Raw genomic sequence first — 20,969 nt, 5'->3', positions numbered from 1 at the left:
ATCAGTACTTCCGCTCCATCGGCTCGTAGCGGGTTTGGATTACCGGCTTGTAATCCAGGCGGATCTCGGTGAGCAGACCTTCGCCCTCTTTGTAGGCCATGGTGTGCTTCATGTACTCGGCGTCGTTGCGCTCGGGGTAGTCCTCGCGGGCGTGACCGCCACGCGATTCCTTGCGGTTGAGTGCTCCGACGACCGTGACCTCGGCCATTTCGAGAAGGAAGCCGAGCTCGATGGCCTCGAGCAGGTCGCTGTTGTAGCGCTTGCCCTTGTCCTCGACGGTGATCTTGTTGTACCGCTCCTTGAGGGCGCGGACATCCTTGAGTGCCGTCTCGAGGCGCTCCTCGGTACGGAACACCGATGCGTTGTTGTCCATCGACTGCTGCATCTCGGTGCGGATGTCGGCTGCGCGCTCGTGACCGTGGTCCGACAGGATCAGCTCGAGCCAGTCCTGCACCATCTTGGCCGGCTCCTCCGGGAGGGGAGTGAAGTCGACGGAGTTGGCGTACTCGGCCGCGGCGATGCCGGCGCGACGTCCGAAGACGTTGATGTCGAGCAGCGAGTTGGTGCCGAGGCGGTTGGCTCCGTGTACCGAGACGCAGGCGCATTCACCGGCGGCGTACAGGCCGGGCACGATGTCGGTGTTGTTGCGGAGCACCTCACCGTGAATCTTGGTCGGGATGCCGCCCATGACGTAGTGGCACGTCGGGTAGACCGGCACCGGCTCCTTGACGGGGTCGACGCCGAGGTAAGTGCGCGAGAACTCCATGATGTCGGGGAGCTTCTCGTCGAGTACTTCCTCGGGGATGTGCGTGACGTCGATGTAGACGTAGTCCTTGTTGGGCCCGCCGCCGCGTCCTTCGAGCACCTCGAGCACCATCGAGCGCGCGACGATGTCGCGGGGCGCGAGGTCCTTGATGGTCGGTGCGTAGCGCTCCATGAAGCGCTCACCCGACTCGTTGCGCAGGATGCCGCCCTCGCCTCGGACGGCCTCGGAGATGAGAATGCCCAGGCCTGCGAGACCTGTCGGGTGGAACTGGTGGAACTCCATGTCCTCCAAGGGAAGTCCCTTGCGGAAGACGATGCTCATGCCGTCACCGGTGAGAGTGTGGGCATTGGACGTGGTCTTGTAGATCCGGCCCGATCCTCCGGTGGCGAAGATGATCGACTTCGCATGGAAGATGTGCAGCTCACCGGTGGACAGCTCGTAGGCGATGATGCCGGTCGCGACAGGACCGTCGTCGGTCTCGGTCAGACACAGATCCAGCGCGTAGAACTCGTTGTAGAACTCGACGTCGTGCTTGACGCAGTTCTGATAGAGCGTCTGCAGGATCATGTGGCCGGTGCGGTCGGCCGCGTAGCACGCACGACGCACAGGCGCTTTGCCGTGATCGCGGGTGTGGCCACCGAAGCGGCGCTGATCGATCTTGCCCTCGGGTGTGCGGTTGAACGGAAGACCCATCTTCTCCAGGTCGAGAACGGCGTCGATGGCTTCCTTGGCCATGATCTCCACCGCGTCCTGGTCGGCGAGGTAGTCGCCGCCCTTGACGGTGTCGAACGTGTGCCACTCCCAGTTGTCTTCCTCCACGTTGGCCAGGGCGGCACACATGCCACCCTGGGCCGCGCCGGTGTGCGAACGCGTGGGGTAGAGCTTGGTGAGTACGGCGGTACGAGCGCGGGGTCCGGCCTCGATCGCGGCACGCATACCGGCACCGCCTGCGCCGACGATCAGTACGTCGTAACGATGTTCCTGCATGTAAGCGTCAGTGTCCTTAGCTCGCCGAGATGTTGGGATCGAACGTGAAGATGACGTAGGTGCCGACGCCCATGATCAGGATCATCGACAGGACCAGCAGCGTGGTCAGCCAGAATCGCGTCGAGTCCTTGCGGGAGTAGTCCGCGATGATCGTGCGAAGGCCGTTACCGCCGTGAAGCTGAGCGAGCCACAGCATCGTCAGATCCCAGAACTGCCAGAACGGGCTGGCCCAACGACCGGCGACGAATGCGAAGTTGATGCGGTGTACGCCGTCGTCGAGCATCAGCATGATGAACATGTGCCCCAGCACGAGCACGACGAGTGCCAGACCCGAGAAGCGCATGAACAGCCACGCGTAGAGCTCGAAGTTGCCCTTGCTCTGCCGACGCGGTGAGCGCGGGTTGGCCAAGCTGGCCGGACGGTCGTAGTTCGTGCCGAGAACCTTTGCCTCGGGACCGTGCGTCGACATCAGTGACCACCCGCCGTGAACATGTTGTAGAAGATTCGTCCCGCGCCGGGGATCATGACGACGAGCCAGACGACTGCGATGACCCACAGCATCGGCTTCTGGTACTGCGGTCCCTTGGACCAGAAATCGACCAGCATCACCCGAATGCCGTTCAGTGCGTGGTACAGCACCGCGGCAACGAGGCCGAGTTCCATCAGGCCGACGAGCGGGGTCTTGTAGGTCTCGATGATGGCGTCGTACGTTTCGGGGTTGACCCGAACCATCGCCGTGTCGAGGACGTGGACGAACAAGAAGAAGAACGTCAACACGCCAGTGATGCGGTGCAGAACCCAGGACCACATGCCCGGGTCCCCGCGGTACAGAGACCGCTTGCGCTCCTTGACCGGAGCGACTTCCGTCGTGCTACTCATCGAGTGCAATGCCTCCAACGTCGTTGGTGGACGCTTCGAGCCCGGTGGCCGGTCTTGTCCTGGCTCGATTTGTCGCGATTCGGCCCTAGTGCTGGTTGTACTAGCCGCTTACTCGAAACTGTAAACCCATTCGAAACACGGAACTAATTCGACTCGAGGTTCGTACGCTGCCGAAATTCGGTGTTAGGTTTGCCTTCCCAATTCGGAATCGAACTTTCGGGCAGTTCTCTGCATCAATTCAGACGGCGTGATTGGATGGTGAACCATGAACGAAATCGTCTGGAATACGTTGCGCGACAATGCTCATGAGGCGATGCGTCGTGCTTACGCCCCGTACTCGAACTTTCCGGTCGGTGCGGCCGCACTGGTGGACGACAATCGGATAGTCACCGGGTGCAATGTGGAAAATGTCTCATACGGTTTGGGCCTGTGTGCCGAGTGCGGGTTGGTCTCGAACCTGCACTCGACGGGCGGCGGCAGACTCGTGGCCTTCTCCTGCTGCGATTCTCGACGTGAAATCCTGATGCCGTGCGGGCGGTGCCGCCAGTTGCTGCTCGAATTCGGTGGCCCGGATCTGCTCGTCGACACCACCTCGGGGCCCCGTCGACTGGCAGAGTTGCTCCCGGACGCATTCGGCCCCGACAACCTCGACGAAGGACGCGTGAACAACCATGCCTGACGCCGTATCGATCATCAGCGCCAAGCGCGACGGCCGCGTTCTCGACGACGAGCAGATCGAGTGGGTGATCGCGGAGTTCACGCGCGGAACCGTCGCGCCCGAACAGATGTCGGCACTCGCGATGGCAATCCTGTTGCGCGGATTGTCCCGTCGGGAACTGAGCACGTGGACCCGCGCGATGATCGCCTCGGGTACCCGCATGGACTTCTCCGCGCTGCCGCTGCCCACCGTCGACAAACACTCGACCGGCGGTGTCGGAGACAAGATCACGTTGCCGTTGGCTCCGCTCGTCGCAGCGTGTGGGGCTGCGGTGCCGCAGCTGTCGGGTCGAGGGCTCGGACACACCGGCGGGACGCTCGACAAGCTCGAGTCGATACCCGGGTGGCGAGCAGATCTCACCGGTGAGGAGATGCACCGCATCCTGGCGGATCCGACGGTAGGAGCGGTGGTGTGTGCGGCCGGTGCCGATCTGGCTCCCGCCGACAAGAAGCTGTATGCACTGCGTGACGTGACCGGAACCGTCGAGTCGATACCGCTGATCGCCAGTTCGATCATGAGCAAGAAGATCGCCGAGGGCACCGGCGCACTCGTGTTGGACGTGAAGGTCGGTGCCGGCGCATTCATGAAGAACGTCGACGATGCGCGCGAACTCGCGACTGCGATGGTCGAGCTCGGAACCGATGCGGGCGTGCGCACTCTGGCGGTGCTGACGGCAATGGACACCCCGCTCGGGCTCACTGCAGGCAATGCACTCGAAGTCCAGGAGTCGGTCGAGGTACTCGCAGGAGGCGGTCCGGCCGACATCGTCGAACTGACGGTCACGTTGGCGCGGACGATGCTCGCCGCCGCCGGGATCGAGGGCGTCGATCCCGCCGACAAACTCGCCGACGGCTCGGCCATGGACCGTTGGCGGACGATGATCGCGGCACAGGGCGGCGATCCCGATGCCGCGTTGCCTACCGCTCGCGAGAGCCAGGACTTCACCGCTACCGCCGACGGCGTCGTCACCGGATTGGACGCGATGGGAGTCGGACTCGCGGCCTGGCGGCTGGGGGCAGGCCGCGAGCGACAGGGTGAGCCCGTGCAGAGTGCAGCCGGAGTCCGGCTGCACGCCAAGCCCGGTGATCGCGTGCGGGCCGGGGATCGGCTCGCAACCCTGTACACCGACACTCCCGAGCGTTTCGAGTACGCGCAGCAGGCACTCGACGGCAGCTGGGACATCGGTGCCACGGCTGTCGAGCCGAGCCCTCTCGTGATCGACCGCATCGGTCGGTGACGAGCTCGTTCAGATCAGGTTCCCTGCCTCGGTCAGAACGCTGCGCAGGATCTGCTCCATCTCGTCGAACTCCTTCTGGCCACAGATCAGCGGGGGTGCCAGCTGTACGACCGGGTCGCCGCGGTCGTCGGCCCGGCAGTACAGCCCTGCGTCGAACAGAGCCGTGGAGAGGAACCCGCGGAGGATGCGTTCTGCTTCGGCATCGCTGAACGTTTCCTTCGTGGCTTTGTCCTTGACCAACTCGATGCCGTAGAAGAACCCTTCGCCGCGCACGTCTCCGACGATCGGCAGATCGTGCAGTTTCTCGAGCGTCGAGCGAAACGCAGGTGCGTTGTCTGCGACGTGGGCATTGATTCCCTCGCGCTCGAAGATGTCGAGATTGGCCATGGCCACTGCGGCGGAGACGGGATGGCCACCGAAGGTGTACCCGTGCGCGAAGCTGGACGTGCCGTCGTCGAACGGCTCGAACAGCCTGTCGGAGGCGATCATTGCGCCGATAGGGGAGTAGCCCGAGGTCAGTCCCTTGGCGCAGGTGATGATGTCCGGGACGTAGCCGAAGTCGTTGCACGCGAACATGGATCCGATCCGGCCGAACGCACAGATAACCTCGTCCGAGACCAGGAGGACGTCGTAGCGGTCGCAGATCTCGCGGACCCGCTCGAAGTATCCGGGCGGGGGCGGGAAGCAACCGCCGGCGTTCTGGACCGGCTCGAGGAACACCGCGGCCACCGAGTCGGGGCCCTCGAACTCGATGGCCTCGGCGATGCGATCGGCAGCCCAGATTCCGAACGCCTTCGGGTCGGTGTCGAGTGGGGCGGGCGCGCGGTAGATGTTGGTGTTCGGCACCCGGAACGCGCCCGGCGTCAACGGCTCGAAAGGCTCTTTGAGTGCGGGGATTCCGGTGATGGCCAGTGCACCCTGCGGAGTGCCGTGATACGCGATGGCCCGCGAGATCACCTTGTGCTTACCGGGCTTGCCGACCTTCTTGAAGTACTGCTTGGCCAGCTTCCATGCGCTTTCGACGGCCTCGCCGCCACCGGTGGTGAAGAAGACGCGGTTCAGATCCCCGGGGGCGTACCCGGCGAGCCGCTCGGCGAGTTCGATGGCCGGTTCGGTGACGTACGACCACAGTGGGAAGAATGCCAACTCCTTGGCCTGCTTGGCTGCGGCCTCGGCCAATTCCTCACGGCCGTGCCCCACCTGCACCACGAACAAGCCCGAGAGCCCGTCGATGTAGCTCTTGCCGTTGGAGTCCCAAATGGTCGAACCTTCGCCGCGGGTGATGATCGGGGGAGTGACCCCTGCGCCGTGGCGAGTGAAGTGGCCCCACAGGTGCTTGGCTGCGGAGGCGTCGAGCTCGGCTGTCGTTCGTGTCATCGTGTTCCCCAATTGTATTGCTGCTTGACGAGTTTGAGATAGACCAGGGTTTCGGTACTGGTGACGCCGTCGAGACTGCGGATCTGTTTGTTCAGAATCTGTAGAAGTTGTTCGTCGTCCTCGCACACCACTTCCACGACGACGTCGAACGACCCCGCGGTGAGGACCACGTAGTCGATGGCGTCGATCGCCGACAGTTCCTCGGACAGCGCGTAGCTGTCTCCGGTGCACTTGATCCCGATCATGGCCTGCCGCTTGAAGCCGACCTGTACCGGATCGGTCACCGCGACGATCTGCATGACGCCGGAGTCCGTCAGACGCTGAACACGTTGGCGGACAGCGGCTTCCGAGAGGCCGACGGCTTTGCCGATGGCGGCGTACGAGCGTCGCCCGTCCTCCTGGAGTTGTTCGATGATCGCCTTGGAGACGTCGTCGAGTGCGATGGGTGGCTGCTCGGGCATGCGTCGATCTTGTCACTGTCGCGGCGGTGAACACAACCCTTCGACGATGAAATGCGTGTCAATTTGCTATTTCAACGACAGAATCAGTTGTGAAGAGGCTGGAAACAGAGAGAATCAGTGGCTCGGGCGGTAGGCTTCGGGCATGGCGAACATTCCTGGATGTTGGATCGACGGGCGCGCGGTGGACGGCAGTGGTCAGCGGTATGCCGTCGACGACCCTGCCACCGGGGCTGTTGTTGCCGACCTGGGTCTGGCCACCGCAGCGAATGTCGATTCCGCTCTCGCACATGCCCGATCAGCATTTCCGGCATGGTCCACCGCCACGCCTGCGCACCGCAGCGCTGTGTTGACGGAACTGGCACGCCTGGTAGCGGCCGACGCCGAGAGCTTCGTCTCCGAGGAGGTAGCGCAGACCGGGAAATCGGTGCGGCTGGCAACGGAGTTCGACGTACCGGGCAGCATCGACAACATCGAGTTCTTCGCCGGAGCGGCGCGGCATCTCGATGGCAAGGCCGCTGCGGAGTACTCGGGTGAGCACACCTCGGCCGTTCGGCGTGACGCCGTCGGGGTGGTCGGGTCGATCACCCCGTGGAACTATCCGCTGCAGATGGCCGTGTGGAAGGCCATTCCGGCTCTGGCGGCCGGATGCTCCATTGTGCTCAAACCCAGCGAACTCACTCCGCTGACCACGTTGCGGCTGGCCCGTCTGGCCACCGAGGCAGGTGTGCCCGACGGCGTCTTCAACGTCGTCACCGGAACCGGGGAAGACGCCGGAGTCACGCTGTCCTCGCACGGGGGCCTCGATCTGATGACCTTCACCGGCTCGACCCCCGTCGGCAGGCGAGTCATGGCGCAGGCCGCCGTCCATGGCACTCGGGTGCAGCTCGAACTCGGCGGCAAGGCGCCGTTGGTGGTCTTCGACGACGCCGATCTCGATGCCGCGATTCACGGTGCAGTCGCCGGATCGCTGATCAACGGCGGCCAGGACTGCACGGCGGCAACCCGCGCCATCGTCGCAGAATCCCTCTACGACGACTTCGTTGCCGGAGTTGCCGAGTTGATGGGACGCGTCGTCGTGGGAGACCCGACCGATCCGGCAACCGACATGGGTTCGCTGATCTCGATCGCTCATCGCGATCGTGTTGCGGCCATGGTGAATCGAGCTCGCGACACCGGAGCCAGGATCGTCACCGGAGGCCGTGTCCCGGAGGGCCCGGGTGCGTTCTACCCGCCGACATTGATCGCCGATGTCGGCGAACAGGACGAAATCTATCGCGACGAGGTGTTCGGCCCGGTGCTCACGGTGTCCAAGCATCACGGTGACGACGATGCGATCCGACGCGCCAACGACACCGCGTTCGGACTCGCGGCCTCGGCGTGGACCCGAGACGTGTACCGCGCAGGACGAGCGACGCGCGAGATCGCCGCCGGTTGTGTGTGGATCAACGATCACATTCCGATCATCAGCGAGATGCCACACGGAGGATTCGGGGCTTCGGGCTTCGGCAAGGACATGTCGAGCTACTCGCTGGACGAGTACCTCACCGTCAAACACGTCATGACCGACATCACCGGTGTGGCCCGAAAGCCCTGGCATCGAACGGTTTTCGCCGCAGAAAACCCCAACGGTCAGGAGAATGCCCGGTGAACGGAACGTGGGCCACCGAGCCCTCCGAACGCGGTGTTGCAATGGTGGCGGGTGCCACGCCGGAGTCCTACTGGCTCGATCGCGTCGAACGCCCCGCGCCGCGCAGTCGGCACACCGGCTCTGCGACAGCGGATCTGGTGATCGTCGGTGGCGGGTTCACCGGCCTGTGGGCGGCAGTGCATGCGGCCGAAGAGAATCCCGACAGGTCGATCGTGTTGCTCGAAGGCGACCGCATTGCCGAGGGCGCAACCGGTCGCAACGGCGGCTTCTGCGCGGCCAGCCTGACGCATGGCCTGGGCAACGGCCTGGACCGGTATGCCGACGAGCTACCCGAGTTGCTGCGGATGGGAACGGAGACACTCGACGCGATCTGCGCAACTGCGCACAAGTACGGAATCGACGCCGACATCGAGCGCACCGGCGAGCTGGACATCGCGAACTTCGACTGGCAGGTCGACGATCTACGCGAGCTCGGCGACGAGGCAGCGCGCCTGTCGCAGCCGATGGAGTACCTCGACGCCGCTGCGGTGGCGTCGAGAGTCACCTCACCGATGGCGCGAGGTGCACTGTTCGACCCCGACGTCGCGATGATCGACCCCGCCAAACTGGCCTGGGGCCTGGCCGACGCAGCCGAGTCACTCGGCGTACGCATTCACGAGAACACCAAGGCGCTGTCGATCGACAAGTCCGGCAATGGTATTCGAGTGAAGACGGGCTACGGCACCATCGAGGCCGCCAAGGTCCTGCTGGCCACCTCGGCATCGAAATCGTTGCGGCGCAAGCTCCGTCACTGGATCGTCCCGGTGTGGGACTACGTGATCATGACCGAACCACTGACGTCCGCGCAGCTCGCCGACATCGGCTGGTCGGGCCGCGAAGGATTGGCCGACTCCGGCAACAGATTTCACTACTTCCGGTTGACGGCGGACAATCGCACCCTGTTCGGCGGGTGGGACGCGCACTACTTCTACGGTAGCGACACCGACCCGCGCCGAACCCAACATCCCGAGGAGTTCGCATTGCTTGCCGAACACCTGCTGCAGATGTTCCCCGGCCTCGAAGGAATTCGTGCCACCCACGCCTGGGGCGGATCGATCGACACGTGCTCGCGGTTCAGCGCCTTCTGGGATCTCGGCATGAACGGACGGGTGGCCACGGTGGCAGGGTTCACCGGACTCGGCGTCGGCGCGTCCCACTTCGGGGCCCGCACCGCCCTCGACCTGCTCGACGGCAAGGACACCGAACGAACACGACTGAAGATGGTGCGCAGCATGCCGCTGCCGTTCCCGCCCGAGCCCATCAGATCCATCGGCATCAACATCACCCGGGCCGAGTTCGCCCGAGCCGACCGCAACGGCGGAAAGCGCGGCCTATGGCTCAAGGGTATGGACGCGCTGGGTCTGGGTTTCGACAGCTGAGGGAGCGGCTTCGCCGCACGTGCACGGAAACTCGACCTCTGCTACGAAGTTTCGTGCACCTGCGGCGAAGCCGCTCTAATCGTGCGGAACGACGACCACCGGCACCGGAGCGGCACGCAGGATCTTGGCCGCACTGGAGCCGAGGAACACTCGCTTGGGAGTCGCCAATCGACTCGAGCCGAGGAACAGGACATCGCCCGGCTTCCAGTCGAGGTTGCCCATGGCCTCGTCCAAGGAAGACCCGTCGGCGACGATCGACTCCAGGCCGTCGATGTCGGGGAGGGTGCGTACCGCGAGCTCGAGATTCTCCTGCGCGGCGGCGACCTGTCGTCGACGCGTGTCCAGTGAGGTCTCGTCGCTCGGTGCACCGGTCGGTTCGAGAGACACCAGCGAGACCAACCGGACCGGCACGTGCGCCGCGCTGGCCAGAGTGATCGCGAACGGCAACGGATTGGGAGCCGATGCCCGGGTGGGGACGGCGACGGTGAGGTCGGTGATCGGTGCATTGGCGAGCCGGTAGCCCCGAGGTGCAAGTGCCAGCGGAACTTCGGATGCGTGCAGAAGCTGACCGGCCACCGACCCGATCGAATGCCGATTCAGCAGACCGTCGCCGGCTCCGCCCACGACGATCATGTCGGCATCGGCCTGTACGGCGAAGTCGATGAGGGCCCGGGCGAACGACTCGTGCGAGAGCACGTGGGTGGTGACCGAGATGTCCGACGGCACCTGGGCGGCAGCCTCGTCCACCCAGCCCTGCGCCTTGGCCTCGAGAACTTTCCGGTACGGCCCGCTCCCTTCCATGACCGGTTCGTCCACCGCCATGACCAGCACGATGTCGATGGACGCGTCGAGTGCGCGGGCGAGGGCGGTGGCCAGGGCTACGCCGTCGTCGCCGCTGGGTGTGGCGAGGTAGCCGACGGTGATCTTCATGAGCTTTTCGGTCCTTCTCTTCTAGTAAGTGTCCGGAACCTTGACTTCGGTGGATGCGGTGAGTGTCTTGCCCTGGAAGAAGTCCTTGTTGCCCACGAAGCACAGCAGCATGAGCGGAATTCCGAGTACCAGCATGCCGACTCCGAGGACGAACACTCCGCCGATCGGACCGTAGACGGTGTAACCGTAGTCGGGCTTGATCATGTCGACCGCGCTCTGCACGAACGCCCACGTCATCGACAACCCACCGAGGAACGGAAAGATCCCGCGCATGAACAGGTTTCGGACGGACGTCAGCAGCGTTCGGCGGAAGTACCACGTGCACGCGTACGCGGTGATGCCGTAATAGAACGCCACCGCGAGTCCCAGAGACGCCACCGAATCCTGCAGGGCGTTGGCGCTGACGAAGGTGAGTACCAAATAGAACATCAGGGCCGCGGCACCCATCACGAGCGTGCCGAAGCCGGGCGTCATGTACTTGGGGTGCACGCTGGCGAACCGCTTGGGGATTGCCTCGTACACGGCCATCGACAGTGTTCCGCGGGCAGTGGGCAGGATGGTCGTCTGCGTCGAGGACAGTGCCGAGATGGAGACCGTCAACAGCAGCAGCGACGCCACGATCGAACCGGCGACCGGATCGCCGAGGATGGTCAACACATCGTCGACGTTGTCCGGGTTGTTCAGCCCGATGCCGGTATCGCCGAACCCGGCGAACGACTGCACTGCGTATCCGACGAGCACGTAGGTCGCGACCAGAATCAACGTGGTGATCACCGCGGCGCGTCCCGGAGTCTTCTCGGAGTCCTTGGTTTCCTCGCCGACGGCCAGGCAGGCATCCCACCCCCAATAGATGAAGATGCACAGGATGATGGCCTGGGCCGCGTCGGACATCGTCACCCCAGTGGGAACCAGCCAGCTCCACTGGGGCGTGATGGCCTGGGGTCCGGCGGTACCGGTCCCCACCTTGACCAGTGCCGTCACCGACACTCCGATGAGCACACCGAACTGCACGACCAGGAGCACGTTCTGCATGCGTTCGCTGATCAGGATGCCGCGAAAACTGACGTAGGTCATCGAGACGATGAAGAACGAACCGAGGGCGACCTTGGCCGCAGTCGACTCCGCCAACCCGGACAGGCCGAGAAACTCGAACAGGTAGATGGCAGCGATCTCGGCAACGTTGGCGAGCACGATGATTGCCGAGACCGCCAGCCCCCATCCCGCCATCCAGCCGACCCATGGGCCGAAGGCCTTGGTGCCCCAGGTGAACGACGTTCCGCAGTCCGGTGTGTCGCGTCCCAGTTCGCGGTAAGCGAAGGCCGTGAGCAGCATCGGGACGAACGCGATGAGGAACATCGACGGTGCTTTGTCGCCGACGGCCAGGACGACGTAGCCGAGGGTGGCCGCCAGACTGTAGGCCGGTGCCACCGCCGACAGCCCGATGACGATGTTGCCGACCAACCCGAGAGCGCCGGTGTTGAGTCCCTTGCCCGGAAGGGTGTTCGGCGGTTCCGCAATGGACATAGGTCTCTCCGAGGCTCGAGTCGACCGAGACGCCGGAGAGGGACCCGACAGAATCGGCCGCGTGTGTTGGATGAAGACTACGATTTCCGTCGCTGATTCGCTGTGTATCGACGGAATTGTTTTCATCCGAGTAACAATGCAACGAAATAGGTCGCAGAAGTGGTGCGGTTCGCCGGAATCCGCGGACTCGCCGAGAGGCTTCGGCAGACGCGCATGCTCGCGGGCCGCGCGCTACCGTCGACACATGAGCACCGTGGAGAACACACAGTCGTCCATCGGTGGCAGTGCGCCACTCGATCTCGGGTCGATCAGGACAGCTCCCAAGGCATTGCTGCACGATCACCTCGACGGCGGACTCCGTCCGCAGACCGTGCTCGAGCTGGCCGACGAGTGCGGCTACGACGGACTACCCGCCACCGACGGCGCAGCACTGGGCGAGTGGTTCCGCGAGGCCGCCGACAGCGGCTCGCTGGTGCGTTACCTCGAGACGTTCGCGCACACCGTGGCCGTGATGCAGACTCCCGAGGGACTGTTTCGAGTGGCCCGCGAATGTGCCGAGGACCTCGCCGACGACGGCGTCGTGTACGCGGAGGTGCGCTTCGCTCCGGAGCAGCATCTCGAACGCGGACTGACCCTCGACGAGGTTGTCGCTCATACTCTCGCAGGTTTCGAGGCCGGGATCTCTGCCGCCAAGGTGCGAGGCAAGAACATCACGATCGGCACCCTGCTCACCGCTATGCGACACGCGGCTCGCTCGCGGGAGATCGCCGAGCTGACGGTTCGCTTCCGCGATCGTGGAGTCGTCGGCTTCGACATCGCCGGTGCCGAAGCGGGCTTTCCTCCCAGTCGCCACCTCGACGCTTTCGAGTACATGCGAGCGAGCAACGCGCACTTCACCATTCACGCGGGTGAGGCGTTCGGCCTGCCGTCGATTCAGGAAGCGGTGGCGTTCTGCGGTACCGACAGGCTCGGTCACGGGGTCCGGATCATCGACGACATCACCCGCGCCGCCGACGGCACGCCCGAACTCGGCTTGCTGGCCGCGTACGTGCGTGACACCCGGATGCCGCTCGAGCTCTGCCCGAGTTCGAACGTGCAGACCGGTGCCGTCGAGTCGTTGGCAACGCACCCGTTCGATCTGCTTGCGCGACTTCGATTCCGGGTCACCGTCAACACCGACAACCGCTTGATGAGCGACACCTCGATGAGTCGCGAGATGGTCAAGCTGGTCGAGACTTTCGGTTACGGGTGGAGCGATCTCGAGCGGTTCACCATCAACGCGATGAAGTCCGCGTTCCTTCCGTTCGACGAGCGGCTGGCCTTGATCGACGACGTCATCAAGCCCGGCTACGCAGTCCTGATCGGCTGACCTCGCAGACGAGACCGGCGCTACTTCTTGCGCAGGCGGCTCTCGAACTCGCGCTCGAGGTCGCGCCACGCTTCGGCCTCGACGGCGAACGGCGCGCTCGGAGCGAGTCGACCCTGGCTCGGTTCGAGTGTGTACGAGACGTACCAGCCCAACGGCGTGGAGGTGGCGAGCGCTTCCTCGACGGAGTTGTCGCCGGCGAATTCGGCTGCATCGGTGAACAATTCGACAGCCAGATCCAGCTGGTCGGCATCGACTGCAGTCGGACCCTCGGCAAGATCGTCGGCCAGGCCGGGTAGCACGTACACGTTGTCGTCGGTGATCTCGATGTCGAGAGAGCCGTCGATGGCGGCCGTCTGAATATCGGAGTAAGTACTGACCTGCGCCAGATCGTGGTCGTGATCGTCGGCCAGGTACCGAGCCAACGAACGCTCGGAGCCGAACACGCTGATGGCACCGCCGCGGCCGAGGAACACCGGCTTGTCGCCGAGGTAGCAGCGCAGGGTGTACACCGTGTCGTCGGAGGTGATGATGCGAATCGGGTCGATACCGACGGTGGTCCAGAAGGTCTCCTCGGCGGCTGCCGCGGCAATCGGATCACGATCGACGTTCTCGTCTTCGTCGTCTTCGTCGTCTTCGTCTTCTTCGTCGGAATCGGAATCGATGTCGTCGGTCGCGTCATCGGCGTCGACGGCGTTCTCCGCTGCCGCAGTGATCTCGGCTTCGGCCACGGAGACAGCAGCGGCGTCGACGTCGGGAGAGGTGACGATGGAATCGACTGCGTCCAATACGTCGTCCCAGTGCTTGGCGACGGCAGCTCCGATGCGGTCCCACAATTCGCCGCCCTCGCGACCGAGGAAGTTCTCGACGCCTCCGCCGACGGCCCCGACGAACGGGTTGGTACCGAAAAAGCTTGTGACGGGACGCAGTTCACAGACGTCGCCGATGGAGGCGACGATGTCGAAGGTTGCCTGCAGTTCGGCGAGAACGTCGGCTTCGGGGTCCGAGGCCACCAGCTCCGGTACCGCAACCAGATCGAAGCGATGCAGATCGTCCGGCTCGAGTTCGTACGCCGCCAGAGCGGAGACCACCGGCCACGACGGGTGGTCGACGAGGTCGTTGTCGTCGTCGGATCGGACGAACGCCGCGAGCTCGGCGACGGTCGGGAATCCGTACAGGTCTTCCTCGTGTCCGAGGAACGCCTCCCATTCGTCGTCGCCTTCTCGCCACTCCGGTGCCCACAATGTGGAGAAGTCACCGGCGGTGAGACCGAGTTCGATCGGGATGATGTCTCCAGCCATGGCGCGAAGCCTATCTCAGGAGTCTGTGAGCGAAGCCTGCAGACTTTGTAGGATGGCCTCGCGCTGGTCGAGCGCCGCAAGTGCAGCGTCGGCAGCCACAGTGGCAATGGTCGACGAGAGTCTGCGCGCCGACACGGATCGGAGGTTCTCGGCGAGTTCCAGTTCGACCATCGCACCGGATCCGTCGGCGACGACGGTCACCAGGTTGTCCGGTGAGGTGACTCGAAACCTGATGCGGTCCAGTTGCTCGTGGGTCTCGCGCAGAATGTCCAGCCGGTGCTGGACGCGGCCGACCAGAGCATCGAGTTCGGTGGTTCGAGCGTGGGTCATACCTGCCTCAGCCAACTCGCGGGTGCGAAGTCCTCGGCCAGGTTCTCGTTCGCAGCGGTAGCCACTCGGGCATTCGTGGGTAGTCCGAGGCGATCGAGAACCTCGGCAGGAACGCCCTCCTCGGCCAGCAGAGTGCGGCGCTTGGCGCGAGCGGCCGCGCTCGCCCGCGCGCACTGCTGGAGGATCGTCGCAGCCAGTGCGCCTCCGCCGTAGCGCAGCTCGCGTTCGTCGATGTCGAGTGCGATCGGCAGCCCGTGCTCGGTGGCACTCACCGTCACCGATCCCGATCGGGTTCCCGATACCGCGCTGAAGACGGTGGTGGTCGAGTCCGTCATTGCTGGCCCTTCGTTCGGTCTGCCTGTTATTCGGTCGGACGGTAGAAGCCCTTGAAGCCCATACCGCTGTTGGTCGTTCGGATCGGTCCGACCTGCACCGGGTCTCCCGCTTCGACGAGCTGACCGTTTCCGATCACCATCGCCACGTGTCCGTCCCAGACCGCGAGGTCGCCGGGCATGACGTCACCCGGTGCCACGGCGGAGCCGATGTCCTGTTCCTGAGCCAGACGGGGAATGTCGACGCCCTGTTGCGAATATGCCCACTGCGTCAATCCGCTGCAGTCGAGCCCGCTGCCCGGTGTGGTGCCGCCCCACGCGTACGGCACACCCTGTTGCGTCAGAGCGCTGCGGACCGCGCCCGCTGCCTCGGCGTTGGGCGCGGTGACGACACTGCCGTCGGGCAGTCGTACCTCGACTCCCCGGCCGGCGCTGTTTGTCGAGTGGGAGGAATCTGTGGCCTGGTTGCCCAGATAGTTCTGTGCGCCACCGCCACCGCCACCGACACCGCTGCTCGGCGACTCGCCCCCGGCGGGAGAGGAGGCGACCGACTGCGCGAATGTCTTCGCGAGCTTCTCTCCTGCCTCGATCACCTGCGACGTCGCAGGTGAGGTCATGAGGTTCGAGGGGGAGCCCGGGGCCGGGGGCGCAGCTCCGCCCACGGGAGCGGGCACCGTCGGAGGAGCAGCGAGTGCACCGACTTTCGCAGTGTGCGCGGCCAATTCGGCGCGGACACGGGCAACCACCACCAGAGCCCGTTCGAGATGCTCGATGGCTGCCGAGATCAGCATGGTCTGCCCTACCGGTGTTGTGATGATCGGTCCGGCAGAGAGAGCAATGCCCACGAACGACTGCACGATGGCCTGCAGTTCGAGGAAGCCCTGATTGGTGTCGCGGCACGCCTGATCGACGACGGCAGCGATGTCGTCGGCGTGGTCGGCGAGAGCGATCGCGGACGTGTGCGCGCTCTCGGCGTAGCGAATGGCCGCGTCGGCCGCATCGCCGTTCCAACCGGCGGCGAGTTCGGTGATCGCGACTCGGCCGATTCCCTGTGCAGCCTCGATCGCGGCCGAGGACGCGCGTAGTACGTCGGCAGGACCACCGGTGGGGAGCGAACCGTTGCCGAAGGCTCCGAGCAGATCGACGATCGGACGGGCCAACAGGTCGATCACGGCCGCTACCGCGCGTCCAGCGCTGTACCGGCGGCCGAGGCCGCAACAGCTGCTCCGGTGCCGACATCGGTGAGGGCGTACGAGACGGCGGACGCGGTGGCCGCGGAACCGATGCTGGCCACCGCTCCGGCCAGGCGCACCACGGCGTCGGTGTGCGCCAGATGTGTGCCGGTGACGGCACCGAGAAATTCCTGTCCGATCAAGCCGAACACCGGTGCCAGCACAGCGGGACCGCATGCGGTGGCCGCGGCACCCGCCGCCGCGATCTGCTCGGCCATGGTCGATGCCACCGCACCGTACGCCAGGACCCCCTCGGTATCGACGACGAGTTCGGCCATCAGTGCCCCCTGAGAAAGCAATCGATTCAGGGCCGCCGAGTGCGACGCCCAACTGGTTCGACGCGGGTGCCCGCCATTCGGTTCCCCCGACTTGCCGTTCGCGTCCGACCCCCGAAGTCCTATCCTGGACGCATGGAAACACACGTGGTCGACCACCCACTGGCCGCAGCTCTGCTCACCACGATGCGGGACGAGCGCAGCGACAACGCCACGTTCCGAACGGCTCTGCGTCAGCTCACCCACATGCTGGTCTACGAGGCCACTCGCGACGCCGACATCGACACTTTCGAGATCCGTACCCCCGTCGCAGTCACCGAGGGCACCCGGCTGGCACGACCGCCGTTGCTGGTCCCGGTTCTGCGCGCAGGCCTCGGCATGGTCGAAAAGGCCAGCAGCCTGATCCCGCAGTCCGGCGTCGGATTCGTCGGGATGGCGCGAGACGAGCACACGCACCAGCCGGTGCCTTACATGGAATCCCTGCCCGACGACCTGTCGCAGACGCCCGTCTACGTACTGGATCCGATGCTGGCCACCGGCGGTTCGATGGTCCATACGATCGAGCTTCTCGTCGGCCGCGGTGCGGCGGACGTCACTGCCATCTGCGTCGTTGCTGCTCCCGAAGGCGTTGCCGCTCTCGAAGCCTCGGGCCTGCCGGTGCGACTGGTGGCCGCGAGCATCGACGACGGTCTCAACGACAACGCCTTCATCGTGCCCGGTCTCGGGGATGCGGGCGATCGCCAGTTCGGTCCGCGCTGACCTCCGACACCGCGGCCCGGTTGGTCCTGGGCGTCTCGTGGCCCTCGGCGGCGTCACCTGCACCGCAGCCGAGCTTGCGTGTGCTCGACGTCGACACCGAGCAGATCGAGTTTCACGAACTGGTCGGCCGCACACTCGGCTACCGCGCTCCGGGTCCGTCGACCGATCGCTACTGCACCGGGCGCATGGCATTTCGGGCCGACGGCCCGCCTCGCTACGTGCCGTGCCCCGGCCGCGAGCGGGCCGTCGCGTCGGGGCAGTGCGCGACGTGCGCCGACAAGGACAGCTTTCGGTTCGTGCATACCGTGCATCGCAGCGGGTTCGTCTCGCGTGATCTGGAAAAGCATGTCATGCAACCGCATTGGCTCTATCTGGCGGCATTCGCGAACGGCACCTTCAAGATCGGGACGGCGGCGGACACACGTAAGTGGGGCCGGCTCGCCGAGCAAGGGGCCATCTGTGCGCGGTACGTCGCCCACGCCGACGACGGAAAGGCCGTCCGGGTGGCGGAGGATCTCGTGACCGAATCGATGGGGCTACGGCAGGCGGTGCGCTCCGCGGCGAAAGCGGCCTCGCTGTGTCTGCCGGTCGACGTGGACAGGCTCGACGCCACCACCGCTGCCCGGGCCGAGCAGGTCCGCGAGATGCTGACCGCGGCAGGCATCGCCGGATGCACCTCGATCGACGAAAGATGGACGCCGCCCGCCGGACGCGAAGCGTTGAGCGAGAACGTCAGTCGCGTCACCTACCCCGCGGATGTCGCGACCGGAACTCATGGACTCGAAATCAGGACATGCGTCGGGCAGGCGGTGATCGCCACCGTCGACGACGAGAGCTACGTCGTGGACCTGGCTGCGCTGAAGGGTCGGCGAATCGAACTCGGGGAGTTCACCTCGGACCTGCCCGCGGTGCAGTCGGCGCTGTTCTGAGGGGCGTCGATGCCTAGAGATGCTGGGCGAAGTCGGTCAGTTCGGCCAGCACCTCGTCCGCTGCCACCCGGGCGCTCGCCAGTTCGTCACGGCTCTCGACTTGCCCGATCACTTCGAGGTACGCCTTGAGCTTGGGTTCGGTACCGGACGGCCGCACGATCACCCGCAGTCCCGATCCACTGATTTCGACTGCGTCGGTGCGTAATTCGTCGTCGCGTTCGGCGTAGTCCACCACGGCGACGGCACGACCGGCCAATTCCGTCGGCGGTTCGCCGCGCAACCGATGCATCATGTTCCCGATCTCGGCGAGGTCCTGCACCCTCCGCGAGACCTGTGCTCCCACATGTACGCCGAACTCGACCGCAAGGTCGTCGAGCACGTCGAGCAGGGTGCGCCGGTCCTGTTTCAGGCCGGCGGTCAGATCTGCGAGCACCACCGCTGCCGAGATACCGTCCTTGTCACGCACCACGTTCGGGTCGACGCAATGCCCGATGGCCTCCTCGTAGGCGTACACGAGGCCCTCGCCTGCCCGGACGAGCCACTTGAAACCGGTCAGGGTGCGGGCATAACGCGCGCCGCGTGCGGGAGCGAGCGCCGAGAGCAGCTGCGACGAGACGATGGTGTTGGCCACCAACGGGTCCGCGGGCGCATGGCTCAGCAGGTGGTTCGCGAGCAGGGCACCGGTCTCGTCGCCGGTCAGCATGCGCCACCCGTCGGGTCCGGGAACTCCGACTGCACAGCGATCGGCATCGGGGTCGAGCGCGATCGCGATATCCGCGTCGACGTCGGCCGCCAGTGCAAGCACCGCGTCGGCCGCGCCCGGCTCCTCGGGGTTGGGAAACGTCACGGTCGGGAACGCGGGGTCGGGCTCGAATTGGTTCTCGACCACTCGGATGTCGCGGAACCCTGCACCACGCAGTGCGGCCGTCGCGAGCTCACCACCGACACCGTGCAGGGGAGTCAGTGCGATGCGGATGTCTCGCCGTGTCGAACGCGGTAGTGCGACAACGGAATCGAGGTATCGCGCGGCGATGTCTGAGCCGCCGGGCTGCACGATCGCGCGCGGAATCTCGGTCGCGTCGGGAGTGGCGGCGATGAGCGATTCGATCTGAGCGTCGCTGGGTGGGATCAGTTGCGATCCGCCACGCAGATAGACCTTGTACCCATTGTCGGCAGCCGGGTTGTGCGACGCCGTGATCTGCACGCCGAGCTCGGCATCGAGGGCTCGCACCGCAAAGGCGACGACGGGGGTCGGTAGGGGGCGAGGCAGCATCACCACCGAAAAGCCCTGGGCGGAGAAGACTTCGGCGGCCGCGAAAGCGAACTGCTCGGAGCCGTTTCTGGCGTCGCGACCGACGACGACGGTGGATCCGCCCAGACCCTTCTCGATCAACCATGCAGCGATCCCGGCGGAGGTCTTCACGACCACCGCCACATTCATCCCGTTGGGTCCCGCCCGTACCGGTCCACGCAGGCCGGCTGTGCCGAAAGTCAACGGCCCACCGAACCTGTCGGCCAGTTCGCCGTCGGACAGGCCGTCGAGTTCTTCTCGCGTGGCGGGGTCCGGGTCGCCGGCGATCCACCGCTGCACGAGCTCGATGAGATCCTCGGTCACAGGCGAGACACCAATTCGTGCAGCAGTGCGCCCATCCGGGCTGCGGATTGCTTACCGGCAGCGAGTACTTCGGTGTGGTTCAGGTGCTCGCCGGTCATTCCGGCCGCAAGGTTGGTCACCAGCGAGATGCCGAGGACGCGAGCGCCCTTCGCGCGGGCGGCAATCGTTTCGTGCACCGTCGACATACCCACGAGGTCGGCTCCCAGCGTGCGCAGCATCCTGATCTCCGCAGGCGTCTCGTAGTGCGGGCCGGGCAGACCGGCGTAGACGCCGGTCTCGAGCGACGGATCGATCTGTGCCGCGAGCGCGCGGAGTTCGTGGGAGTACGCGTCGACCAGATCGACGAACTCGGCACCGACGAGAGGGGAGCGAGCAGTGAGATTGAGGTGGTCGGAGATCAGGACGGGCTGCCCGACGGTCATGCCCTCTCTGATTCCGCCCGCAGCGTTGGTCAGCACGACGGTTGTGGCACCGGCGGCGATCGCGGTGCGCACGGGATGCACGACGCGTCGTAGGTCGTGGCCCTCGTAGGCATGCGTGCGTCCCTGCAACAGCAAGGTGTGGGTACCGCCGACGTCCACCGAGGTGATCGTGCCGGAATGACCCGATGCCGACGGTGGCGCGAAACCGGGGAGGTCGGCCATACGCACTGTTGCGGTGGGAGAGCCGAACACGTCTGCTGCGCCCTGCCAGCCGGAGCCGAGGACGATGGCCACGGTGTGGGTATCGACTCCGGTTGCTGCGGCGAGCGCGTCGGCGGCGGTGCGCGCGGCACCCTCGGGATCGGTCACGGGGTCGGTCGCATGTGCGTCGGTGGTTGCCACGATGAACAACAGTAAGAGATCGCTGCGGTGGATGTGGGACCGACGACGTTGCCACCGGCAA

General features: G+C 65.3%; 21 protein-coding genes. 7 read left to right on the top strand and 14 right to left on the bottom strand.

From position 1 onward, the window contains the following. Position 1 precedes the first annotated feature (1 nt). Genes sdhA through sdhC form a run of 3 tightly spaced genes read right to left on the bottom strand, consistent with a single transcriptional unit; the run spans position 2 to position 2,563 of the window. Complete coding sequence (gene sdhA, locus CH275_RS04720; protein WP_032376833.1) at positions 2-1,753, bottom strand: succinate dehydrogenase flavoprotein subunit; 1,752 nt, start codon at positions 1,751-1,753, stop codon at positions 2-4. Between the two features lie 16 nt (positions 1,754-1,769). Beyond that, positions 1,770-2,222 carry a succinate dehydrogenase hydrophobic membrane anchor subunit gene (locus CH275_RS04715; RefSeq protein WP_094675682.1) on the bottom strand — a complete coding sequence of 151 codons (453 nt, stop codon included), beginning with the start codon at positions 2,220-2,222 and terminating at the stop codon, positions 1,770-1,772. Further along, positions 2,222-2,563, bottom strand: coding sequence for a succinate dehydrogenase, cytochrome b556 subunit (gene sdhC, locus CH275_RS04710; protein ID WP_032378103.1), 342 nt, complete (start codon positions 2,561-2,563; stop codon positions 2,222-2,224). Before sdhC ends, CH275_RS04715 begins: the two co-directional genes overlap by 1 nt. Positions 2,564-2,897: 334 nt before the next feature. On the opposite strand from sdhC, the gene CH275_RS04705 reads away from it, so the two are divergent. Further along, positions 2,898-3,311: a cytidine deaminase gene (locus tag CH275_RS04705; protein ID WP_094675680.1), complete on the top strand. Its 414-nt coding sequence runs from the start codon at positions 2,898-2,900 to the stop codon at positions 3,309-3,311. Then, entirely contained in the window at positions 3,304-4,587 is a 1,284-nt protein-coding gene (locus CH275_RS04700) for a thymidine phosphorylase (RefSeq protein WP_094675678.1), read from the top strand. The genes CH275_RS04705 and CH275_RS04700 overlap by 8 nt, the downstream gene beginning before the upstream one ends. A gap of 9 nt (positions 4,588-4,596) precedes the next feature. Here the strand turns inward: CH275_RS04700 and CH275_RS04695 are convergent, their stop codons facing one another. Together CH275_RS04695 and CH275_RS04690 are read right to left on the bottom strand one after the other, a co-directional pair. After that, on the bottom strand, positions 4,597-5,964 hold the full coding sequence (locus CH275_RS04695) for an aspartate aminotransferase family protein (protein WP_094675676.1): 1,368 nt from the start codon (positions 5,962-5,964) through the stop codon (positions 4,597-4,599). Continuing rightward, on the bottom strand, positions 5,961-6,425 hold the full coding sequence (locus tag CH275_RS04690) for an Lrp/AsnC family transcriptional regulator (RefSeq protein WP_032376836.1): 465 nt from the start codon (positions 6,423-6,425) through the stop codon (positions 5,961-5,963). The genes CH275_RS04695 and CH275_RS04690 overlap by 4 nt, the downstream gene beginning before the upstream one ends. 142 nt (positions 6,426-6,567) lie before the next feature. On the opposite strand from CH275_RS04690, the gene CH275_RS04685 reads away from it, so the two are divergent. Beyond that, positions 6,568-8,073, top strand: a complete 1,506-nt coding sequence (locus CH275_RS04685) for a gamma-aminobutyraldehyde dehydrogenase (protein WP_094675674.1) — start codon at positions 6,568-6,570, stop codon at positions 8,071-8,073. Further along, on the top strand, positions 8,070-9,491 hold the full coding sequence (locus CH275_RS04680; RefSeq protein WP_373453677.1) for an NAD(P)/FAD-dependent oxidoreductase: 1,422 nt from the start codon (positions 8,070-8,072) through the stop codon (positions 9,489-9,491). Before CH275_RS04685 ends, CH275_RS04680 begins: the two co-directional genes overlap by 4 nt. A 75-nt stretch (positions 9,492-9,566) precedes the next feature. Here the strand turns inward: CH275_RS04680 and CH275_RS04675 are convergent, their stop codons facing one another. Both CH275_RS04675 and CH275_RS04670 read right to left on the bottom strand, forming a co-directional pair. Continuing rightward, a complete protein-coding gene (locus CH275_RS04675; RefSeq protein ID WP_094675672.1) occupies positions 9,567-10,421 on the bottom strand; it encodes a universal stress protein in 855 nt (284 codons plus the stop codon). Between the two features lie 21 nt (positions 10,422-10,442). Beyond that, a complete protein-coding gene (locus CH275_RS04670; protein WP_094675670.1) occupies positions 10,443-11,945 on the bottom strand; it encodes an APC family permease in 1,503 nt (500 codons plus the stop codon). 244 nt (positions 11,946-12,189) lie between these two features. Between CH275_RS04670 and CH275_RS04665 the strand changes: the two genes are divergently transcribed. Further along, the gene (locus CH275_RS04665) at positions 12,190-13,314 is read left to right on the top strand and encodes an adenosine deaminase (RefSeq protein WP_094675668.1); all 1,125 of its coding nucleotides are present in this window, start codon (positions 12,190-12,192) and stop codon (positions 13,312-13,314) included. 20 nt (positions 13,315-13,334) lie between these two features. Here CH275_RS04665 and CH275_RS04660 read toward each other — a convergent pair whose 3' ends face one another. Genes CH275_RS04660 through CH275_RS04640 form a run of 5 tightly spaced genes read right to left on the bottom strand, consistent with a single transcriptional unit; the run spans position 13,335 to position 16,784 of the window. After that, on the bottom strand, positions 13,335-14,612 hold the full coding sequence (locus CH275_RS04660; RefSeq protein ID WP_094675666.1) for a primosomal protein: 1,278 nt from the start codon (positions 14,610-14,612) through the stop codon (positions 13,335-13,337). Between the two features lie 15 nt (positions 14,613-14,627). Continuing rightward, complete coding sequence (locus tag CH275_RS04655; protein ID WP_094675664.1) at positions 14,628-14,942, bottom strand: YbaB/EbfC family nucleoid-associated protein; 315 nt, start codon at positions 14,940-14,942, stop codon at positions 14,628-14,630. Then, positions 14,939-15,277: a hypothetical protein gene (locus CH275_RS04650; protein ID WP_094675662.1), complete on the bottom strand. Its 339-nt coding sequence runs from the start codon at positions 15,275-15,277 to the stop codon at positions 14,939-14,941. The genes CH275_RS04655 and CH275_RS04650 overlap by 4 nt, the downstream gene beginning before the upstream one ends. 26 nt (positions 15,278-15,303) lie before the next feature. Beyond that, positions 15,304-16,446, bottom strand: coding sequence for a C40 family peptidase (locus tag CH275_RS04645; RefSeq protein WP_094675660.1), 1,143 nt, complete (start codon positions 16,444-16,446; stop codon positions 15,304-15,306). Between the two features lie 5 nt (positions 16,447-16,451). Further along, the gene (locus CH275_RS04640; protein ID WP_143546680.1) at positions 16,452-16,784 is read right to left on the bottom strand and encodes a type VII secretion target; all 333 of its coding nucleotides are present in this window, start codon (positions 16,782-16,784) and stop codon (positions 16,452-16,454) included. A 132-nt stretch (positions 16,785-16,916) separates the two neighbouring features. Here CH275_RS04640 and upp point away from each other — a divergent pair, with 132 nt between their 5' ends. Both upp and CH275_RS04630 read left to right on the top strand, forming a co-directional pair. Continuing rightward, entirely contained in the window at positions 16,917-17,540 is a 624-nt protein-coding gene (gene upp, locus CH275_RS04635; protein ID WP_094675658.1) for a uracil phosphoribosyltransferase, read from the top strand. Between the two features lie 80 nt (positions 17,541-17,620). Then, complete coding sequence (locus CH275_RS04630; protein WP_256990855.1) at positions 17,621-18,469, top strand: DUF2797 domain-containing protein; 849 nt, start codon at positions 17,621-17,623, stop codon at positions 18,467-18,469. 13 nt (positions 18,470-18,482) lie between these two features. Here the strand turns inward: CH275_RS04630 and CH275_RS04625 are convergent, their stop codons facing one another. After that, positions 18,483-20,084, bottom strand: coding sequence for a phospho-sugar mutase (locus CH275_RS04625; RefSeq protein WP_094675656.1), 1,602 nt, complete (start codon positions 20,082-20,084; stop codon positions 18,483-18,485). Further along, positions 20,081-20,875, bottom strand: a complete 795-nt coding sequence (locus CH275_RS04620; RefSeq protein ID WP_094675794.1) for a purine-nucleoside phosphorylase — start codon at positions 20,873-20,875, stop codon at positions 20,081-20,083. The genes CH275_RS04625 and CH275_RS04620 overlap by 4 nt, the downstream gene beginning before the upstream one ends. Positions 20,876-20,969 lie beyond the last annotated feature (94 nt).

The sequence above is a fragment of the Rhodococcus sp. 06-235-1A genome, from assembly GCF_002258785.1.
Lineage (GTDB): Bacteria > Actinomycetota > Actinomycetes > Mycobacteriales > Mycobacteriaceae > Rhodococcoides.
The sequence above is the reverse complement of the archived record's forward strand: the minus strand, read 5'-3'. Positions and strand labels throughout refer to the sequence as shown.